Below are 19,964 nucleotides of genomic sequence, written 5' to 3' on the forward strand. Positions count from 1 at the left end.
CGGGTTCCAGCTTCTTTATTGAACCATAAAGGCACTTTGAACGCTTCTCAGAAAGCTATTATTCAGCAGCATGTTATTGATGGTGTTAGCATGGTTGCTCACCACGATAATCTTGCTGATATCAAAGATATGATTGCTTACCACCACGAACGTTATGATGGCTCTGGCTACCCATACGGTTTGAAAGGGCGCGCGATACCACTTTTTGCCCGTATTCTTGGTATTACAACCACTTATGAAGCGATGACTCGCGAACGTTTTTTTAGCTCAAAAACAACACCAACCCATGCATTATCAAAACTCTATGCATGGCGACATCAGCTTTTTGATGGGCCTTTGGTTGAAAAGTTTATACAGGCACTCGGCGTTTATCCTCCGGGTTGTATAGTTCAGCTCAACACAGGGCAAATCGCAATAGTGACAGAGATAAACCCTGAAAAACGCACTCGTCCTGTGGTAAGGCTTTTAATGTCTGAAGATAAAGTGTTGTTAAAAGAGCAGCCAGAGATCAATCTGATTATGAGTGAATATGAGTGGATCAAAGTTCAAAAAATTCTAGACACCCAAGAACTTGAACTCACCAAGCTAATCTAAACCTGCCAATTCGCTAGGAACAGGAAAGGGGCACTAAGCCCCTTTCCTGTTTTACAAAGCTAAACATGCTGTTTAAGCACGTACGTCCAGCTTGCTCCCCAAATGCGGTTCAACAGATTGCGCAGGTTGAACAGCATTGACTGAGCTTAATAGCGTTTCAATGGTGCTCTGTGCGGTATCTTGAGCCGATTTGAACAGTTTAATCTGAACTCCCAGCAAAGGGTCTTGCTGTCCAACTGATTTTGCAGTACTGCTTGAAACATCCATAGGGTTCTCCTTGTCTGTGTAGGCCTGCACCTCATTCTAACGGCTGAAATGGAAATAGCTTAAGCAATTATTCAAAATAATGTGATCAAGCCGACAATTTATTTTGCAATGATCTCCTTTGCGTTAATTGACTAATATCAACAAAAGCCGCAGCATCAGGGTAGGTTAAGTAAAATCAATTGCACATAAGGGGTAAAGTATGACCATTCAAATTGGTGAAAAAGTGCCTAACATCACATTACAAGTAATGAGTGAAAAAGGGCCTGAGGCTGTTAATACAGACGATCTGCTTTTAGGCAAAAAGGTTGTACTATTTGCCGTTCCAGGCGCTTTTACACCGGGCTGTTCAATGACTCACTTGCCAGGCTTTGTTGTACATGCTGATACAATTAAAGCAAAGGGCGTTGATGCGATTATTTGCACCTCTGTGAACGATGCATTTGTAATGGGTGCTTGGGGTAAGGCTCAAAATGCGGATGAAATTATCATGTTGGCAGACGGTGTGGCAGAATTCGCCCAAGCTATGGGTTTAGCACAAGACCTAACAGCCGTTAAATTTGGTGTTCGCTCGCAGCGTTATGCCATGATTATTGAAAACGGCATTGTTAAAACTTTAGGGATTGATGCTAAAGGCGTGGATCAAAGTAGCGCAGAAACTGTTTTGTCACTGCTGTAGCTGCAACGAGTTAGAGCTACCAATGGCAAGAGCTGATAATCGCTTTTGCCATTCTTGATAGATCTCGCGGTTTCAAAGAATAGTTATTCATTGATCCAACCAATCGTTTTATGCCATGTCTATCTCTTGGATGCTTGAAATACTCCAGTATGTACCTCCCCCCCAATCCCTTATCGCACCCAAAATGTTATGATCTGCCATAGTTCTAACTAGGGAGATTAACAGTGGCGGCCAATAACAACAGTGCTTCGGAATGGCCTACGGGTTTTATGGTGATTCAAGGTAATCACCTTGAAGATTTACGCCATGTTATGGTGGATTGGATCGAGCGTTACCCTTTACAGCCGTTAGAGAATGAACAGATTCTTGTACAAAGTAATGGTATCGCGCAGTGGCTAAAGTTGGCATTGGCAGAGCCGGCCTCTGATGGAGCTGATGTTAGAGGGTTTGGCATTGCGGCTGCGGTTCAGGTTGATCTTCCCGGACGTTTTATTTGGCAGGCATACCGTAGTTTGATACCTGAGCTGCCTACCAGTTCGCCTTTCGATAAAGCAGCATTAACTTGGCGTATTTATCGTTTGTTAAGCACCAGTGACCTGTTAGAGCAGCCCGTGTTTGAGCCGTTACAAAGCTTTTTGGCGGAATCGGGGGATAATGTAGCCGATCAACAAAAACGCTGTTATCGCTTAAGTGCAGTATTGTCTGATCTGTTTGATCAGTATCAAGTCTATCGTGCAGATTGGCTAAATCTTTGGTTAACGGGACGCGATAGTCTATTGAATCAACAAGGGGTTGAGGTGCCGCTCAGTGCCGAGCAACTTTGGCAACCCGCTTTGTGGCGCCTAGTGAGTGCAGATATTCAGACGCAGCAGACTAATCAAGACACGACTTTAAATCATAGCCGCTCTGAAACCCATCAGCAGTTTTTAACCTATGCCCAGCATTGCACTTGGGACAACCGCCCTGAAGAGTTGCCCCGTAGGGTGATTGTGTTTGGTGTTTCTTCTCTACCTCAACAAACCTTAGAGGTGCTGAAGGGGATCTCTCATTTAAGCCAAGTTTTACTTTTTGTGAACAATCCGAGCGAGTTGTATTGGGGGGATATTATTGAAGGGCGCGAGTTACTACGGCAAGAGTATAAGCGCCATCAACGCACCAAGGGCAGTGTTACAGGTTTCAATGAAGCGGAACTTCATCAATATGGGCACCCATTGTTAGCCTCTTGGGGTAAGCAAGGGCGTGACTATTTGCACCTATTAGATGAGCAAGATGAGAAAGAGCAGTACCAAAGCTTTTTCGATGGTCGTATTGATCTATTTTCGCCCTGTGTCAGCCCTGATCGCTCCCATCTGCTTGCTCAGCTACAAGAGGATATTTTGCAGCTGCGTAGTTTGAAAGAGCGGCAAGGTTTACAGTGTGAGATAGCACCTGAGAGCGATCAAAGCATCCGTTTTAGCATTGTTCATAGCCCGCAGCGGGAAGTAGAGGTACTGCAAGACCAGTTATTGGCAGAGTTTGAGCAAGCGGCTCGCAAGGGGCAAAAGTTAGACCCGCGCGATATTTTGGTGATGATGCCCGATATTAATCTCTATGCACCTCATATTGACGCGGTTTTTGGCCGACATGCTTATTCTGATCCCCGATTTTTACCCTATCACATTTCAGACCAAGGCCAACGTCATCGTAATAGTTTGCTGATTGCGTTTGAAAAACTACTGAAAATTGAGCACTCGCGCTTCACCGTCAGCGAGCTATTAGATTTTATTGAAGTGCCTGCGGTGTTAAATCGTATGGGGTTAAGTCCTGATGCACTACCACGCATTCAACATTGGGTGCAAGGCGCGCAAATTCGTTGGGGGCTTAAAGCTGAACAAAAATTAGACTTTGGCCTGCCAGAGCAACAAGACCAAAATACATGGCGCTTTGGGCTTAAGCGTATGTTGTTAGGCTTTGCCACCGGACAACACATTGACCATTGGCAAGAGATACAACCTTATGCCGAAGTAGGCGGTTTAGAGGCCAGCCTTGTAGGCGCATTGGTGCAATTGATTGATCAACTGGAATATTGGTGGCAACTACAGAAAACAAGCCATAACGCCACCCAGTGGGCAGAACATTTACACCAGTTGTTAGACAGGTTTTTCTTAGCCAGCCATGACACTGACCAGTGGGCGTTGGAGCAGATCGAAAAAGGCTTAGAACGTATTCAACAATTTAGCCAAGATGCTAACAGCCAAAATCAAGCCTTACCGCTGAGTATTGTTGCAGACAACCTACTGGAGCAAATTGACCAACCCACGCTAACACAGAAGTTCTTGGGAGGTTCGATTAACTTTGCCACTTTAATGCCGATGCGTGCTGTGCCTTTCAAGCAGGTTTGGCTTTTGGGCATGAATGATGGTGATTATCCCCGTAGTAATCGCCCCGCAGATTTTGATTTAATGGCAGATCACTATCGACCGGGAGACCGTTCCCGTCGAGATGATGACCGCTACCTGTTGCTTGAGGCGCTACTTTCTGCTCGTGACAAGCTGGTGATCAGTTGGGTGGGGCGCAATATTAAAGATAACAGCAGCATGCCACCCTCGGTCTTGGTAGGTCAGCTGCGCGACCACTTGGCCGCTGGTTGGCACTTAAAATCAGGGACTGATGGTCATAGTCAAAATTCAAGCCACAACCGTAATCACAACCACAACCAAGAGCGGGCTGATTTTCTAGCGGCCATTACCACTGAATATCCAATGCAGCCCTTCAGCCCTGAATATTTTAAACCCACGCGCGATGCACGCCTGTTCACCTATGGTGCAGAGTGGCGAGCGGTACATGACCGAGCGGATCAAGCTGAACAACAGCGTCCGCTTTCAGTTTGGTATCCAGAAAGTGCCGTTAATATTAAACAACTCAGTGATTTTTTACGCAGCCCCGTGGATGCTTTTTTTAATCAGCGTTTACAGATCTATCCACCAGAAGAGATTCAACTGGCGGCAGAAACAGAAACCTATGCTTTTGATGGTTTAGGCAACTGGGCTTTAAAAGATCAGCTGATTCGCCAAAGTTTTCAGATGGGTTTAACCGAAGACGACTTTGCCATACAGATAGACCAGTTTATCGCGCAAAAACAGCGTGAAGGGGTGCTAATTGCTGGGGCGTTGGGGCAACATCAAGCCAAGCAACAGTTCCAGAAAATGCCAGAACTGTATCAAAAGTGGCACAATTTACGAATGCAGTATTTGAATAGCGTCGATAATCTGGCGCCACTGCATTTGGCGGTACAGGCGGTAAGCAATAACGAAACAAAGTTGTGGCAATTTGAAGCACTGCCCTCAGAGCTTTATCAAACCAGCCAAGGCGACTATGGGCAGATTTGCCTAAGTAGCAGCTCGTTACGTAAAAATCGCGCACCACAATGGCGTAATTATGTGCTGCCTTGGTTAAAACATCTGGTGGCATCGGTCTCTTATCCTAGTGTTACAACCCATCTACTTAGCCCTGCAGGCGAGGCTGTTTTTGCACCGCTATCAGCAGAGGTCGCAGAGGCAGAACTGCGCCAACTGTTGCAGCTTTGGTGGCTGGGTATGCAACAGCCGATACCTTTGGCCTTAAACACCGGATTGGCTTATCTATATCAGCAAGGCTTACAACCAGAGGGCTGCGCCTTAGACAGAGCAGATACCGATGCCAAACTGGCGGATTACTTTGTGAAAGCTTTTGATAAAGACCTGCTATATAGCGCTTATCTGAGCCGAGAGTTTGCTGATTTTAATAGCCTCTGCCAGTGCAGACTATTACGACAAGGAGGCGCTCTAGGCCTTGCTGAGTTAAGTGAGCAAGCCTATGGCAAGCTGTATGCACAGGAGGCCAAAGCATGAGCCAGATTTTAAATCCCCTAACCTTTCCTCTAAAAGGCTCGGCCTTAATTGAGGCCAGTGCGGGTACAGGTAAAACCTACACCTTGGCACTGCTGTATCTTCGTTTAGTGCTACAGCATGGACAAACGCTAACAGGCGAATCTGATGAAAGTAGCGCATTTGATAAGCCGTTGTTACCGCCTAATATTTTGGTGGTAACTTTTACCAATGCCGCCACTCAAGAGCTGCGAGAGCGCATTCGCTTGCGCCTAGTAGAGGCCGCTGAGTTACTGAGCCAACCAGAAGCAAGCACCTTAACTGCTGAGGCTGATTCGATTTTATTGGCGCTTAAAGCTGCCTTGGTTCAACAAGGGCGAGCGTTATCCGCAGAGGCTCGTAAGCTGGCACTGGCGGCAGAGTGGATGGACGAGGCGGCAATTTCGACAATTCACAGCTGGTGTTATCGCATTTTAACCGAGCACGCTTTTGACAGCGGCAATGCCTTTGGTCAAGAGCTGATTCAAACGGATGCCGACTATCTACAGCAGGCGGCAGAAGATTATTGGCGCAGCTTCTGCTTGCACTTAGATGAAAATGCATTGGTACAAGTGTTTGAAGTGTTCAGTACGCCTAATGAACTGATCGAAAAAGTTAAAAACTTGTTACCTGTGGTGGATCAGCTCAATGCAGGGACAATTTCTGATCTTGACCAGCTATTCAGCCAGATCAAACAAGAAAAAGCCGCTATTCTTACGCCTTTAAAACAGCAGTGGCGTGAGCAGAATATCGCTCAGCAGCTTGAGGATCTGTTTAATCAAGCAGCAAAAGAGAAGCGTATTCACGCGCAAAAGTTAAACAGCAGCCACCGCGGAGGCGTGATTGATAAATTAAAACAGTGGCAAAACAGCGAAGCAGAACAAACGGGTATCAATGCTGAAAGCACCTCATTTCAGCGCATGGCAGGGCTTGACCTAAGTGTTTGGAAAAACGAAGCTGACGCTGATAGTCAGCATCATTGCTGTTTAGCACTACGGGATTTAGAACAGCAATTAGCCCAGCTGCCGCGCGCGAAACAGCCATTATTGATTCATGCCGCACAATGGTTGGCAGAACGTATTGAGCAAGAGAAACTGCGCCAGCAACAGCTTTACCATAACGATTTGTTAGTTCGCTTAGATCGGGCTTTGCAGCATCCCACCCGTGGCGATGCATTGGCAAGCTCGATTCGTCGCAAATTCCCCGTGGCATTGGTCGATGAGTTTCAAGACACCGACCCCGTACAATATCGAATTTTCAACCGCATCTACCAAGTGCAAGCGCCACTGCCTGAAACAGGCTTTTTTATGATTGGCGACCCGAAGCAAGCGATTTACGCTTTCCGAGGGGCTGATATTTATACTTATTTGGCGGCACGACAAGATGCCCAGCGCCATTTCACCTTAGGCACCAACTTTCGCTCTAGCCCCGCTTTAATCCAGCAGGTCAACCGCACTTTTATGCAGGGTGAAGCCTTAGACAAGGGCGCATTTTTATTTAAGCAGCCTGAGGACAATCCGGTGCCTTTTTTAGCCGTGCAAGCGGGTAAAAAAGGGCTAACAGGTTTACAAATAGAAGGGCAAACACAAAGCGCACAACAGGCATGGCTAATCGATACCGATAAAGTGATGGATTATCGCCAACAATCTGCCGAGGTGGCGGCCAATGAAATTGCCCGTTTACTGGTATTAGGCCAACGTAATCTGGCGACTTTGCCAGATGAGTATAATCCCGAGCAACGCGCCCCTGTAATGCCTAAAGACATTGCTGTATTGGTAAATAGTGGCAACGAGGCACAGATAATCGCCGAGGCGCTTTATCAGCGAGGCATCGCTAGTGTTTACCTATCAGATCGCAGTAGTGTGTATCAAAGTGCCGCAGCAGCCGAGCTATTATTGCTATTAAGAGCGGTGGCAAACCCGTTAGACGACCGGCGGTTAAAACAAGCCTTAGCCTGCGCTCTTGCAGGCTATTCAGTGCTAAACCTAGAGAGGCTGAACTGTGACGAGCTTTATTGGGAAGCGCAAATTGAGCGCTTTGTGCAGTTACAAAAGATTTGGCAATACCAAGGGGTGTTGGCGCTGATTTATCAGCTAATTGAGCGTTTCCAAATTGCACAGCGCTTATTGCTGCAACGGGGCGGTGAACGCCACTTAACCGATCTGTTGCATTTGGGTGAACTGTTACAACAGGCCAGCGAGCAATTTGAAGGTGAGCAAGCGCTGATCCGCTATTTTGAAGAGGCTCAATTAAACCCCGATGAGCACAACGAAAGTCAGCAGCAACGTTTAGAAAGCGACCGTGAGCTGGTGAAAATTGTCACCATTCACAAGTCTAAAGGCTTAGAGTACCCATTAGTATTTTTGCCGTTTATTTGTAACTATCGTCAGGAAACAGGCAAGTATCTTCCCGTTAAAACCCATAATGAACAAGGTGAATTAGCGGTTCACTTATCCTTGTCGACTGATATTTTGCAAAAAGCCGATGAAGAGCGATTGGCAGAGGATTTACGTAAGCTTTATGTGGCGCTCACAAGGGCACGTTATGGCAACTGGTTAGGCATGGCCTGTTTAGAGCAACTGTCGCAATCGGCTATTGGCTATATACTGGGTATCAAAACTGCGCCTACCATCGACGACCTAAGTACACAAAGTTGCCTTCAACTGATTACGCCCAGTACAGAGCATTTTCACTATCAAGCCCCACAAGAAGCCCGCCTAGACGCTGCACGTACCAGCCAGCTGAAACGGTTAACCCCTTGGTGGATTGCCAGCTATTCCGCCATCCGCTATGGACAAAAATCAGCAGAAGTTGTGTCAGATAAGCGCTTTGATCAGCCTTTAATGGAAGAAGAAAGCGCATCACAGGCCACCGCAAGGGAAGAACCCAGCACAGCGGAGAAGCCTATTCCAGCAGCCTTGATGATGCCGCCCCTGTCTGCACAAACACGCAGCTTGCACCAATTTCCAGCAGGCAGTAAATACGGCACCTTTCTACATAGCCTTTTAGAATGGGCGGCAGGACAAACCTTTTTACATCATGAGCAAAACGGACAGGGCAGTCAGAGCGGCCAGAAAAGATACAAAGGTTTTGCCGCAACAGCTCACCCTGACTTTCAAAAAGAGCGCCTTGATATGTTGGGCAAGCGCTGCAATCTGCGCCAGCTGCAAGATTGGGTTTATCCGTTGAACAACTGGTTACAAGATTTTATCCGCCAACCTTGGCAGCTTAACGCCTTACCAGAAATTGACGGCACTGTGCCTAGCTTTGCTCTGGCAGATCTAAAACCTAGCCAAATACATATTGAAATGGAGTTTCTATTACAAAGCCGATTCGTACAAAGTACCGAGCTAGACGCCTTGGTCATCGACAATACATTGGCAAAAGCCCCACGCCCGATGGCGCAACCTAGTTTACTGAATGGCCTGCTAAAAGGTTTTATTGACTTAGTACTAGAACATCAAGGCCGTTATTACGTAGTGGATTGGAAATCAAACAAGTTGGGAGAAGATGATCAAGCCTACACCGAGAGCGCCATGCGTAACGCTATGCTTGACCACCGCTATGATCTGCAATACGTACTCTACCTGTTGGCTTTGCATCGCCAGCTAAAAGCGCGTTTGCCGAACTACGATTATGACTTACACGTTGGTGGGGCTGTTTATGTATTCCTACGAGGCAACCAAAGCCCAAGCCAAGGCTTATTTATGGATCGTCCTAGTAAAGCCTTTATCGAACAGCTTGATAAGCTTTTTAGTGCTGAGCAAAGTTGTCAGCAACCTGCACAGGAGGCCGTTTAATGTTTGAACAGCACAGTTTATTTGATGCGCCTTCAGAGTCGGCTTCGGCCATTGCTCCAATTGAAAACCCCCAACTTTTTTTAAGCATACTGCAAGACTGGGTGGAGGCAGGGGCGATTCGTGCACTTGATAAAGCACTGGCACAGTTTATGGTTGAGCAATGCCCAACCCTAGACCCACAAGTGGTTTTAGCCATCGTCTTGGTTAGCGAGCGTAATGGCCACGGTCATATCTGCCTTGATTTGCAACGGGCGTTACAGCACCCAGAAGAATTACTCAGCGGATTAGAGGCTAAATCAGCCCATGCACCACTGGTACGTCAACAGCTTAAACAACTGCTGCCAGACAGCTTAAACCAATGGCAGCAAGCCTTAAGTCAATACGCCGCGATACAGAACCAGTTTGCCCTTATTGATTCAAACTCAGAAGTTGAGCAGCGGCCTTTGGTGTTGGCTGGGCGTACAAGCCGCCCTTTGCTCTATCTGCGCCGTTACTGGGCTTATGAACAACATATTTTACAGGGTATTAACCATCGTTTAGAGCAAAAGCTGACTCTGCCAGTTGGAGATACCCAGAGAATTTTATCGCAGTTGTTCCCTGTGCAAACAGATTCAAATGCAGAGCCTGACTGGCAAAAAATTGCTTGCGCGTTAGCCGCGCGCTCAGGTTTTAGCGTAATTACAGGCGGCCCCGGTACAGGTAAAACCACAACAGTGGTGAAACTGTTAGCATTGTTACAAGCTTTGCAGTTACAACAGGGTTTAGCCCCGTTACAGATACGACTTGCCGCACCAACAGGCAAAGCGGCAGCTCGTTTAAATGAGTCAATCAGTAGTAAACTGGCAACCAATAATACTGAGTTCAGTCTAGCTGGAGTCTATGGCAATAGCATTGCACAAGAGCAGATACTAAGAACCAGCATTCCATCAGAAGTTACCACCCTGCACCGCTTGTTAGGGGCAAAGCCAGACAGCCGCTTTTTCCGCCACCATGCACAAAACCCGCTACCCGTTGATATTGTGGTGGTGGATGAAGCCTCAATGGTGGATATTGAAATGATGGCACAACTTCTTGATGCTTTACGCCCTCAAACACGGCTGATTCTATTGGGAGACAAAGATCAGCTGGCCTCCGTTGATGCAGGTGCCGTGCTGGGTGATTTATGTGTAAACGCCAATCGCGTTGCCTATCAGCCTGATACTATAGACTGGCTCGCACTGATCACAGGGGAACAGGTTCCCTCGCACTATCAAGACATTGAGGGTGACGCCCTCAGCCAAGCCATTACTATGTTACGCTTTAGCCATCGCTTCAAAGCCGATAGCGGTATTGGTGCATTGGCGCTATTGGTGAATGAGGGCTTGCTTATGTCTGCGCCTCACTCTAATCAAGTTGCGCCACAACCACTGCAAAGCTTAAAACAACTGTTTGCAGATGAGCAGCGGATCGCTGAGCAAAAGCAAACTGAGCCATGTCTACAACTGATTAAAATCAGCACGCCAGAAGACAAGGCGCTACATCAACTTTTTAAGGGTTATCACCCCTATCTTGAGCTGATGGCCGCCCAGCAACCTCAAACAATGGAGCAAGATTTTCTCGATCAGTGGGCATGGCAGGTATTAAATGCTTATGGTCAATTCCAAGTGCTGACCGCTTTACGTAGCGGTGACTGGGGTATTGAAGGGCTGAACGATAACATCCGCCAGAGCTTAATTCGCCAAGGAAAACTGAGCAACCAAACAGGGCAGTGGTATGCAGGTCGACCTGTGTTAGTGACACGCAATAACTACAGCCTAAAGTTGATGAATGGTGACATTGGCATCACCTTAGCAGTGCCTATGCTGAATGAACAGGGTGAACCTATCACGGCTCTGCGCGTGGCATTTCCTGCGGGAGATGGCAGCCGTGCTATTCGTTGGATTCTGCCCAGTCGTCTGCAAGAGGTTGAAACGGTCTTTGCTATGACTGTGCACAAATCTCAAGGTTCAGAGTTTAAACACACTGCATTAGTGCTACCCGAGCGCAGTAACCCCGTGCTTACTAAAGAGCTGCTTTATACAGGTATTACCCGTTCTAAACAGATGTTCACCTTGGTGTATCAAAATGATGCGGTATTAGCGGAGGCTATGGCGAGACGAGTGAACAGGATTAGTGGAATTTAACCTTGCTGATAGACAAAACATGAGTTAAAACTTGATGTCGATGTTTTTCTACTTCAAAGGAGATGATAGATGCCACGCCATGAAGCCTTGAACTATGTTGAGTTTCCGGCACGAGATTTAACCGCGACCAAGGCATTTTTCAGCCAAGTCTTTGGATGGACTTTTATCGACTATGGTGCAGATTACACTTCGTTTTCAAATCAAGGGCTGGATGGAGGCTTCTACCAGTCTAAGCAGTGCTCACTGCCTTCAAATGGAGCCGCATTATTGGTGTTTTATAGTCGAAACCTAGAGGAAAGCTTACAAAAAGTGGTTTCCGCTGGGGGCAAGATCGTAAAGCCTATTTTCAGCTTTCCCGGTGGACGGCGTTTTCATTTTGTCGAACCTAGTGGCAATGAATTTGCGGTATGGTCGAATTTAGAGCCTTAAGCCGCTCTTATATTGATACCAAAATACATTTTCAGGGGCTTACAGGGCAAACTTGTGGTTTGCCCTGTATTTGTTCATAAAAGACGCTGAGGTTATAGCAAAATATCTTTTGCCCCAGTTTGATTTTGCAATCTTGCTACATAATCATGTAATGGACTGTTTTCAGTGACTAGTGTCAATGGCGCTCGCAGCTTAACTGCGTAGTGCACCATTGGGGCTAACAGCAAATCAGCAAGGGTTAACTGATTACCACAGATAAAGTTTTGACCTTGTAACTGCTGCTCGATAATGGCAATAGCATTTAGAGCCGCAGGTTTATTCTTTTGCAGTTTGTCCAAGTCAGGCTTGCCATCTACACCGCTTGGGAAAGCCAACTCAACCATATAGTTACGAATCAATGCTTGGTCAATTTGTGTGATTGCCATCGAACACCAAGCATCGTGCTGTGCTTGAGCCTCAATATCTGTAGGCTGTAAAGCCGATTCTGGATACTTCGCATCAAGATAGCGGCAAATGGCTAAAGTTTCAGTAACAATGGTATCGCCACACTGTATTACCGGAATTTTAACAAAAGGGTGCAGAGCTTTATGCTCATCTGAGCGAAAGCCGATATTTTTGCCGCCTAGCTGCCAACTGATTTGATAAGGCTGACCTTTTTGAGCACACACTAGTGCTACACTGCGTACAAAATTGCTGTGGGCTAAACCTAAAATACTGATCATATTGAACCTCTTACCCTAAGCAGGGTTGCCGTTATTAGCGAAACTATTCTGTTTATTTGTTAAGCGGAAAATGACGCCAATTTACGGGCTGTGACAATATGATCAAGATCATCTTTTGCTTTTATGGCAGCATAAGCATTCCATCAATCACCCGTTGAGAAGCTTTATGCCTTGGTCACCAGAACAAAAAACTCAGAGTCGTGAGAAAATTCTAACCAGTGCAGCTCATCTTTTTACTCACAAAGGTTTCGAGCGTGTTTCAATTAACGAAGTGATGAGCCGGGCAGGTTTAACCCGAGGTGCCTTTTACAAGCACTTTGCCTCAAAAGCAGATTTGTATTCAGAAGCGGTTGTATTTGGTGCTAAGCGTATGTCTCGTGGACACCTAAGCAAGGTGATTAATACAGAGGAGTTAATCGACATTTATCTGTCCAAAGCACACGTCAGCTCAATAGAGGATGCTTGCCCATTGGCCTTTCTGGTTTCTGATATTGCTCAGCAAGAGACCGCTAGCCGTGACGGATATAATAAAGTCCTCAAGGGCTTTGTTAATGGTTTGTCTAATATGACACAGTGCAATGATGACAAAGCCCTGATTAGCTGCATTTTAATGATTGGCGGCGTTGCTTTAGCACGCGCTGTTGGAGAAAGTGATTTTGCGGATAAAATACTGATCACCGCAAAAGAAGAAATTAAAAGCCAGCTCAAACTAAAAGCTGGCTATGAGTGAAGTATTACACAATCAATGCTGGTTTCAGTGCTGTTTTAGTACGCCTATGAAAGCGCGGCTAAAATAACATCCTATTCCCAAAAGGCTTCATAGTCTGAAATAGCCTACAGACACCGCCATATTCTGAGCAATGCTCAATAGCCCAGCGCTGGCTTGCGCCGTATCTTTTGCACCAGAAACTGTTTGTTCAGATAGTTGGGTGACAATTTCAATATTTGCGCTAATCTCTTCAGCTACTTCAGATTGCTGTACTAAAGCACTGGCAACTTGACTGTTCATCGCACTGATCTGTTGTATGGCTTGTACAATCGTCTCTAATGCCTGTCCTGTGCGCTCTGAGCGCTCAACCGTTAGATGTGCTTTATCGCGACTGGCCTGCATAGCCGCTACCGCTAAATTAATATCGGCTTGTAGTTTTGTAATCATCTGCTGAATGGTTTGAGTCGAATCTTGACTGCGTTGAGCCAGCTGGCGGACTTCATCAGCAACCACGGCAAAGCCTCGTCCATTATCTCCTGCTCTAGCTGCTTCAATCGCAGCGTTTAGCGCTAATAGATTGGTTTGCTCAGAAATATTCTTAATCACTTCTGTGACCGAGCCTATATTGGCGCTACTGGCTTCGAGTGAGAGTATGAGCTGTACAGATTGTTCTACATCTTGAGCCAGCTCACTAATGGCGCTGAGAGTTTCTATAACAGCTTGTTGCCCTTCTTGAGCAAACCGCAACCCAGTTTCAGACGCTTGAGAAGAACTCTCTGAATGGCCGACAACTTCTTGAATGCTTGCAGCCATTTCGGTTGCTGCGGCTGCAATCTGTTCAATTCTAAGCTGTTGTTGACCTACAACCTGATGTGTTTGTGTGGCTACAGCACTGGTTGACTCTGCAGTTTGCTTCAGTTGTTGTCCTGAGCGAGAAATATCCGTAATAATCCTTTTTAGTTCTGTTGCCATTTGAATAACAGAGGCCAATATCCCTGTTGCCTTCTCGTGATGAGTGTGGGTGTCTAAACTGAGATTACCTTTAGCAATGGTCTGGGTAATAGCTGCAATCTCTGTTGGTTCACCACCAATGGGGCGTTTTATAATGCTAACCAAATAAAGAGCAAGCACAACCCCTACCATAATGCCTACAACCGACAGCGACATAATTAACAGCGTTAACTGCTCTAGTGTTGATTGTAAAGCGGGGCCTAAGCGTTGTTGCTCATTTAAGACTTCTTGTTTGATCTGCTCTGTAAGATTGGTAATGGTGTTGTTCAGCTGTGTAATGTCACGCGCGGTCACTTCATCCACTTTCTTTACAGAGTCATGAATTAAAGCCAATTGCTGCAGATAGGTTTTGTGTGCGGCTCGGAATTGCTGAATTAGCTCTGCTTCCTCTCCATCCAATGCACCGATTAATAACCCCAATGCATTAGGCAGTATTTCATTCAACTCCTTGATAGCCCGTTGGTAGTCGATTAAATCTGATGAAATTAAATACTGATTTGCATATAGACGGCCTAGTAGCAAATGTTCTTGTGTACTAGCGGCATAAAAGGTGAAATCACTATCGCCACTGAGATAAGCATTTTCTATTAGAGAGGTCATCAGTTCTCGCATGGTTTGTCCAGCAGGTATGAAGACCTGCTGAATCATAAGCTTACGATGGCGAATTTCACTGGTAACCTCTTGAAAAGCATCCTGAAACTGCTTAGTTGCTTGTTCTGTTTTCGACACTAAATCTGAGCGTGTTGCATTTTGCACTTGTGTTTTTGCTTGTGCTAACAGCGTGTTCAAAGCCTCAGATTGAGCTTGGTAGCGCTGTAATGTTTCAAGTTCAGGTTGATTTAAATAACTCAATGCATCTGAGTTTTGCATCAGTGCTTTACTTTGAAGCTGGCTGGCGATGGTCGTATCATCAACAAAGGCTCTATATTTTCTAAAGCCCTCATTACTTTGACTCAACCCATAATAGGCCGATAACGCAATCGCTATACTGAAGAAAATAAGTAGGCCAAAGCCTAGTGCCAACTGCTGAGCGAGCCTTAAATGCGTAAACATAAGCCATTCCTTACCAAAAGAAGTATTCAGTATGATTACGCGAGTGTTTTGATTTTAGATTCAATTTACAGTCATTTAGGTCTATCAACCCAAAACTAGGGTTTACCCTAGTCGATTATCTATCGCAACCACTCTAAGATTGGCGGTCTTTGATTGTTTTCTGAAACTAGGGATTGTTAGTTATGCCCCCTCATTGGCGCCAATTCAGCATTCTAAAGCAGATGTTAATACCGCTATTGCTGCTGTTAGGGCTGTACCCGTTTGTATTATCTGCTGATACTCAGACTCAATCTAAGTTGATTGCATCTAAATCTGAAGATTCAGCCCAAGCGCTAGATAAAGTTGTTGTGCAGCTTCATTGGTTACATCAGTTTGAATATGCAGGTTTTTATGCTGCGCAGGCGATGGGTTTTTATGAACAAGAGGGCTTAGATGTAGAGATCAAAGCATTGGAGCAAGGTGTGTCGCCCATACAAGAGGTTTTATCTGGCCGCGCCCAGTTTGCGCTCAGTAACAGCGAACTGATTTTAGAACGCGCCCAAGGTCATCCTATTGTTCTAATTGCCAATTTATTCAAGCACTCTCCTATTGTTGTGCTTGCACGTTCTGATAGTGATATTAGAAGGCCTTCAGATCTGCATGGCCGCAAACTCATGACTAATCAGATAGATCTAGCAAGTGCTGAAATTCAATTTATGTTCAAAAAAGAACAAGTTGATCTAACGAAGATCAATCTCAGTGAGCATAATTATGAAATTGATGGTTTAAGATCAGGCAGCGTCGATGCTATGACGGCCTACATCACTAATCAGCCCTTTCAACTGAGTGAATATGGTATTGAATACCGCATTATTGACCCTGCTAATTATGGTGCTGATTTTTATAGTAACTCCATATTTACAACAGAACAGGAGGTCCGTTTACGTCCTGAAAGAGTTGCAGGGTTTAGACGGGCAACTATTCGTGGTTGGCATTATGCCTTGCAAAACCCTAGAGAGATCATTCATTGGGCACAGCAACATTATAATATTAGTAAGAGCTTTGAAGCTTTGATGTATGAAGCCCGTGAAGTAACCAAACTGATGGCTCCTGATGTTTATCCTATTGGTAGTATTGACCCACAACGCATGGCGCGTTTAGTTGAGGTTTATACGCAATCAGGGCAGCTCGCTGAAAAGATTGATACAAATGCGATGATCTATCCCAGTGCATTAGATCGCATCCCTACCCAAAAAAATTACAGCTCAGAGTTAAGTTTTTCGGAAGCTGAAAAAACTGTACTGGCATCATTATCAGAGATTCGAGTCTGCACAGACCCAAACTGGTTACCTTATGAAGCCGCAAACAGTGCTCAAAAAAGTAGTGGTATGACAGCGGATGTCATGGCACAGCTTTCCATTATGCTGAATAAACCTTTTCGCAGGCTAAATACAGATTCGTGGAGTGAGAGCCTTCTAGCGGCACAACAACGCAAGTGCGATATTTTTTCAGCCGCTCATCAAACACCTGAGCGCCTACGTTATATGAACTTTACTCAGCCTTACTATCAATTCTCTAGTGTGATTATTGCTCCTAAGCAACGTGCCTATATTAATCAAGTCAGCGAGCTCAATGGTCAGCGAGTGGTAGCTGTAAAAGGTTACTACTATGCAGAGATACTTAAGCAAAACTACCCTGATATTAGCCTTGTATTGGCCGACTCGGTTATTGATGCACTAGAGCGAGTCAATCAAGGGCAGGCTGATGCATTTATCGATGCGATTGCGACCAGTAACTACTACATCAATCAGGGTCGCTTTCACAATCTGCAAATCGCAGGGCAGTTTCCTCATCATATTATGCTGTCAGTTGGCACACGCAATGATATTCCTGAACTACACAGTATTTTTGAGAAAGCGGTCGCTAATTTAAATCCAGCTGACCTTAATGCGATCTATCAACGTTGGATCAGCATAAGTGTCGAAGCGAAAACAGATTATTTAAGACTTTGGCCTGCAGTCCTATTATTAACTCTGACTATAGGTACTTTGATTTGGATGAATAGAAAGCTTTTGATTAGCAATCAGCAATTAGAGGCCGAGATTAAATCTCGCATTGCAGCAGAGCTTTCTCTAAAACAATTATCAGAAGCTCTAGAAAATAAAAATAGTGCATTAATTGAACTGTCTACTACAGATGCACTGACATCGTTGCGTAACCGCTATTTCATTGAGGCAGCGCTAGAAGATGCAATTCTTTCAGCGCAGATACAGCACCAGCCTTTGTCTATTATGTTGATTGATATCGACCACTTTAAAAGGGTTAACGATACTTTCGGCCATCTAACTGGTGATCAAGTGCTTAAACATTTGGGGCGCTTGCTAGCAGAGCACATACCTAGAGGTTGTTATGTTGGACGATGGGGTGGCGAAGAGTTTTTAATGGTGATGCCAAATACAAGCTATCAAATGGCGCGCACTCAAGCTGAAGCGTTTCGAAAAACTATCGCCAAAGAGTCTGTTCCAGTGGTGCAAAGTATTTCAGTCAGCATTGGTCTTGCTCAAATGCAGATGGATGAACCTCAAGCTTCTCTTATTCACCGTGCAGATAATGCATTGTATCAGGCTAAAGCCTTTGGTCGAAATTGTTGCGTTGTTGCAGAGCAGGGCAGTGTTGCACCAACATTAGCGACACTCACTAGTTCAGGCTCTCATTAGATCAGTAACACTTATCAGTCAGTTTTGTTATGATTCGCGCCGTTCGTATTGACCTAATAAGCAAGGGGGTACGAATGATGAATATCTTAATGATTGATCAATTTCTAATACAGGTTAGCGCAAAATGCAAATTACTGAGGGCAGTGTTGTACAGTTCTTTTACACTGTAAAAGATGAAAATGGTGTTGCACTGGAAAGTAATGTGGGACATGACCCCATTGCTTACCTGCATGGCCATAACAATATGATGATAGGTATCGAAAAGGCAATGTTAGGCCGCGAGGCTGGCGAAAGCTTTTCTGTAACACTGCCACCGGAAGATACTTACGGCCCTCGTGTTGAAGGCAGTGAGCAGAGAGTACCTGTTAAGCATTTGCAAGGCGCAAAAAAATGGTCTGCTGGTATGATTGGTGTTTTAAACACCGAGCAAGGCCAACGTCAAGTTACGGTGCTTAAAGTAGGTAAATTTATGGTCACCGTTGACACCAATCACCCAATGGCAGGTAAGACACTGACTTTTGATATTGAAGTCGGTGTAGTGCGTGAGGCCACAGCAGAAGAAATTGCGCATGGTCATGCGCATGGTACAGGCGGCCACCATCACCATTAATCAGCACAATAGCGATTTGTTGCATTTAGATTAAATACACTAACAACGCCTTGAAAAACGATGACAAAGATCACAGGGTGTTGTTACCATCTCCCCCTCATTTGATCTAGAACTGGCTTCAACCCATGAGGATTGTGGCTTGTTATCAGTTGCAAGGTAGCCCTCGATATGCAGACATCTTCTTCTACACTTAATCTCTCTAAAATTTCTGCGTTATTGGCCATTATTGGTGTAATTATTTGGATCTTGACGGCTAATGAGGATCAAGCCCAAGACGAAGCACCAGCTACGGTTAAAAAGGTGATTCAAGAAAAGGCGTTGCAGCCTGTTGAGGTTATCAGCATGCAGGCACAGACTTATACTCGAACACAGATATTACAAGGGCAGCTTGAGGCACAAGATGAGGTGGATCTCAGTACTCAACTGTCAGGTACTGTTGAGCACTTATATGTTGCCTTAGGCGATCAAGTGCAAGTTGGACAGAAGTTGTTACAGCTGTCTAATGCTCAATTAAGAGCTGAAAAACACAGTGCTGAGGCTCGTTTAAAGCTAGCAAGAGCAGAACTGTCCGCAGCAGAAAAGCTATACAGTAAGAATTTACAGACAGAAACTGCAATTCTGCGCTTCACACACGAAGTGGAACAAGCCAAAGCAAGCTTGGTGCGTGTACAAGAGCAGTTAGCTGATAGCACTCCAACCGCTCCATTCTCAGGCATAATTGATCATCTAGACCTAAGTATTGGTGAATATCTTAATAGCGGTAAAACTTGGGCCAAACTTATCAATATTGGCCAGTTAAAAGCCAGTGCTGAAATTCCTCAACAGTTGGTTCATAACCTTTCACTTCATCAACCTGTTTCTGTGAAGCTGCTGAGTGGTCGTACACTGACTGGAGAGGTCTCTTTTATTGCCAGTACAGCCAATACTGATACTCGTAGCTTTCCAATTGAAGTCAAAATTGACAACCCAGAGCACTTACGTATTGCGGGCGCTAGTGCCACGCTAGACATAGATTTGGGGGAGGTCCAAGCGTACCATTTGTCGCCTGCCTTACTCAGCCTGAATAGTCAGGGTCAGCTGGGCGTTAAAACTGTTACGCTTAACCCTCGTACTAGTTCAGACATGCCGCTTGAGGGGCGCGTTGTCTTTCAGCCTATTCAATTGCTTAGTACTGGAACTGATGGTGCTTGGGTTCAAGGCCTACCTAATCAGGTTAATCTGATTACTTTAGGAGGCGGTTTTGTTGAGGCTGATCAAAAAGTACAAGTCACGATGAGTGAAGCAAAAGCTGCCCCATCCCTTGTACAGCTGATTGAGATCAGAGCACTTACTTCGAAAGAGGCCAACTAAA

13 protein-coding genes are annotated in these 19,964 nt (G+C 45.3%); 10 read left to right on the forward strand and 3 right to left on the reverse strand.

Going from position 1 to position 19,964, the window contains the following annotated elements:
* On the forward strand, positions 1–594 hold a 594-nt coding region (locus B5D26_RS15140), incomplete at its 5' end, for an HD-GYP domain-containing protein (RefSeq protein WP_143833127.1).
* 72 nt (positions 595–666) lie between these two features.
* Here B5D26_RS15140 and B5D26_RS15145 read toward each other — a convergent pair.
* A complete protein-coding gene (locus tag B5D26_RS15145) occupies positions 667–861 on the reverse strand; it encodes a putative motility protein (protein ID WP_078746560.1) in 195 nt (64 codons plus the stop codon).
* A 199-nt stretch (positions 862–1,060) separates the two neighbouring features.
* Here B5D26_RS15145 and B5D26_RS15150 point away from each other — a divergent pair, with 199 nt between their 5' ends.
* The 5 genes from B5D26_RS15150 to B5D26_RS15170 all read left to right on the forward strand — a co-directional run bounded on the left by B5D26_RS15150 (position 1,061) and on the right by B5D26_RS15170 (position 11,812).
* A complete protein-coding gene (locus tag B5D26_RS15150) occupies positions 1,061–1,537 on the forward strand; it encodes a peroxiredoxin (RefSeq protein WP_078746561.1) in 477 nt (158 codons plus the stop codon).
* 224 nt (positions 1,538–1,761) lie between these two features.
* Positions 1,762–5,406, forward strand: coding sequence for an exodeoxyribonuclease V subunit gamma (recC, locus tag B5D26_RS15155; RefSeq protein WP_078746562.1), 3,645 nt, complete (start codon positions 1,762–1,764; stop codon positions 5,404–5,406).
* Positions 5,403–9,221 carry an exodeoxyribonuclease V subunit beta gene (gene recB, locus B5D26_RS15160; protein WP_078746563.1) on the forward strand — a complete coding sequence of 1,273 codons (3,819 nt, stop codon included), beginning with the start codon at positions 5,403–5,405 and terminating at the stop codon, positions 9,219–9,221. Before recC ends, recB begins: the two co-directional genes overlap by 4 nt.
* The gene (recD, locus tag B5D26_RS15165) at positions 9,221–11,383 is read left to right on the forward strand and encodes an exodeoxyribonuclease V subunit alpha (protein WP_078746564.1); all 2,163 of its coding nucleotides are present in this window, start codon (positions 9,221–9,223) and stop codon (positions 11,381–11,383) included. Before recB ends, recD begins: the two co-directional genes overlap by 1 nt.
* Before the next feature lie 69 nt (positions 11,384–11,452).
* Positions 11,453–11,812: a VOC family protein gene (locus B5D26_RS15170; RefSeq protein WP_078746565.1), complete on the forward strand. Its 360-nt coding sequence runs from the start codon at positions 11,453–11,455 to the stop codon at positions 11,810–11,812.
* 92 nt (positions 11,813–11,904) lie between these two features.
* Here the strand turns inward: B5D26_RS15170 and B5D26_RS15175 are convergent, their stop codons facing one another.
* Complete coding sequence (locus B5D26_RS15175; protein WP_078746566.1) at positions 11,905–12,534, reverse strand: glutathione S-transferase family protein; 630 nt, start codon at positions 12,532–12,534, stop codon at positions 11,905–11,907.
* 166 nt (positions 12,535–12,700) lie between these two features.
* Here B5D26_RS15175 and B5D26_RS15180 point away from each other — a divergent pair, with 166 nt between their 5' ends.
* The gene (locus tag B5D26_RS15180; protein ID WP_078746567.1) at positions 12,701–13,264 is read left to right on the forward strand and encodes a TetR/AcrR family transcriptional regulator; all 564 of its coding nucleotides are present in this window, start codon (positions 12,701–12,703) and stop codon (positions 13,262–13,264) included.
* A gap of 87 nt (positions 13,265–13,351) precedes the next feature.
* On the opposite strand, the gene B5D26_RS15185 is transcribed toward B5D26_RS15180, so the two are convergent.
* Positions 13,352–15,307 (reverse strand): methyl-accepting chemotaxis protein, encoded by a 1,956-nt coding sequence (locus tag B5D26_RS15185; RefSeq protein WP_078746568.1) that lies wholly within the window; start codon positions 15,305–15,307, stop codon positions 13,352–13,354.
* A gap of 182 nt (positions 15,308–15,489) precedes the next feature.
* Between B5D26_RS15185 and B5D26_RS15190 the strand changes: the two genes are divergently transcribed.
* The 3 genes from B5D26_RS15190 (at position 15,490) to B5D26_RS15200 (ending at position 19,963) form a co-directional block, all read left to right on the forward strand.
* Positions 15,490–18,003, forward strand: a complete 2,514-nt coding sequence (locus B5D26_RS15190) for an ABC transporter substrate-binding protein (RefSeq protein ID WP_078746569.1) — start codon at positions 15,490–15,492, stop codon at positions 18,001–18,003.
* Positions 18,004–18,127: 124 nt separating this feature from the next.
* The gene (locus B5D26_RS15195; protein WP_078746570.1) at positions 18,128–18,613 is read left to right on the forward strand and encodes an FKBP-type peptidyl-prolyl cis-trans isomerase; all 486 of its coding nucleotides are present in this window, start codon (positions 18,128–18,130) and stop codon (positions 18,611–18,613) included.
* Positions 18,614–18,781: 168 nt separating this feature from the next.
* The gene (locus B5D26_RS15200; protein ID WP_078746571.1) at positions 18,782–19,963 is read left to right on the forward strand and encodes an efflux RND transporter periplasmic adaptor subunit; all 1,182 of its coding nucleotides are present in this window, start codon (positions 18,782–18,784) and stop codon (positions 19,961–19,963) included.
* The last annotated feature ends 1 nt before the right edge of the window (position 19,964 follow it).

It is taken from the genome of Oceanospirillum multiglobuliferum (assembly GCF_900167095.1).
GTDB classification, from domain to species: domain Bacteria; phylum Pseudomonadota; class Gammaproteobacteria; order Pseudomonadales; family Halomonadaceae; genus Oceanospirillum; species Oceanospirillum multiglobuliferum.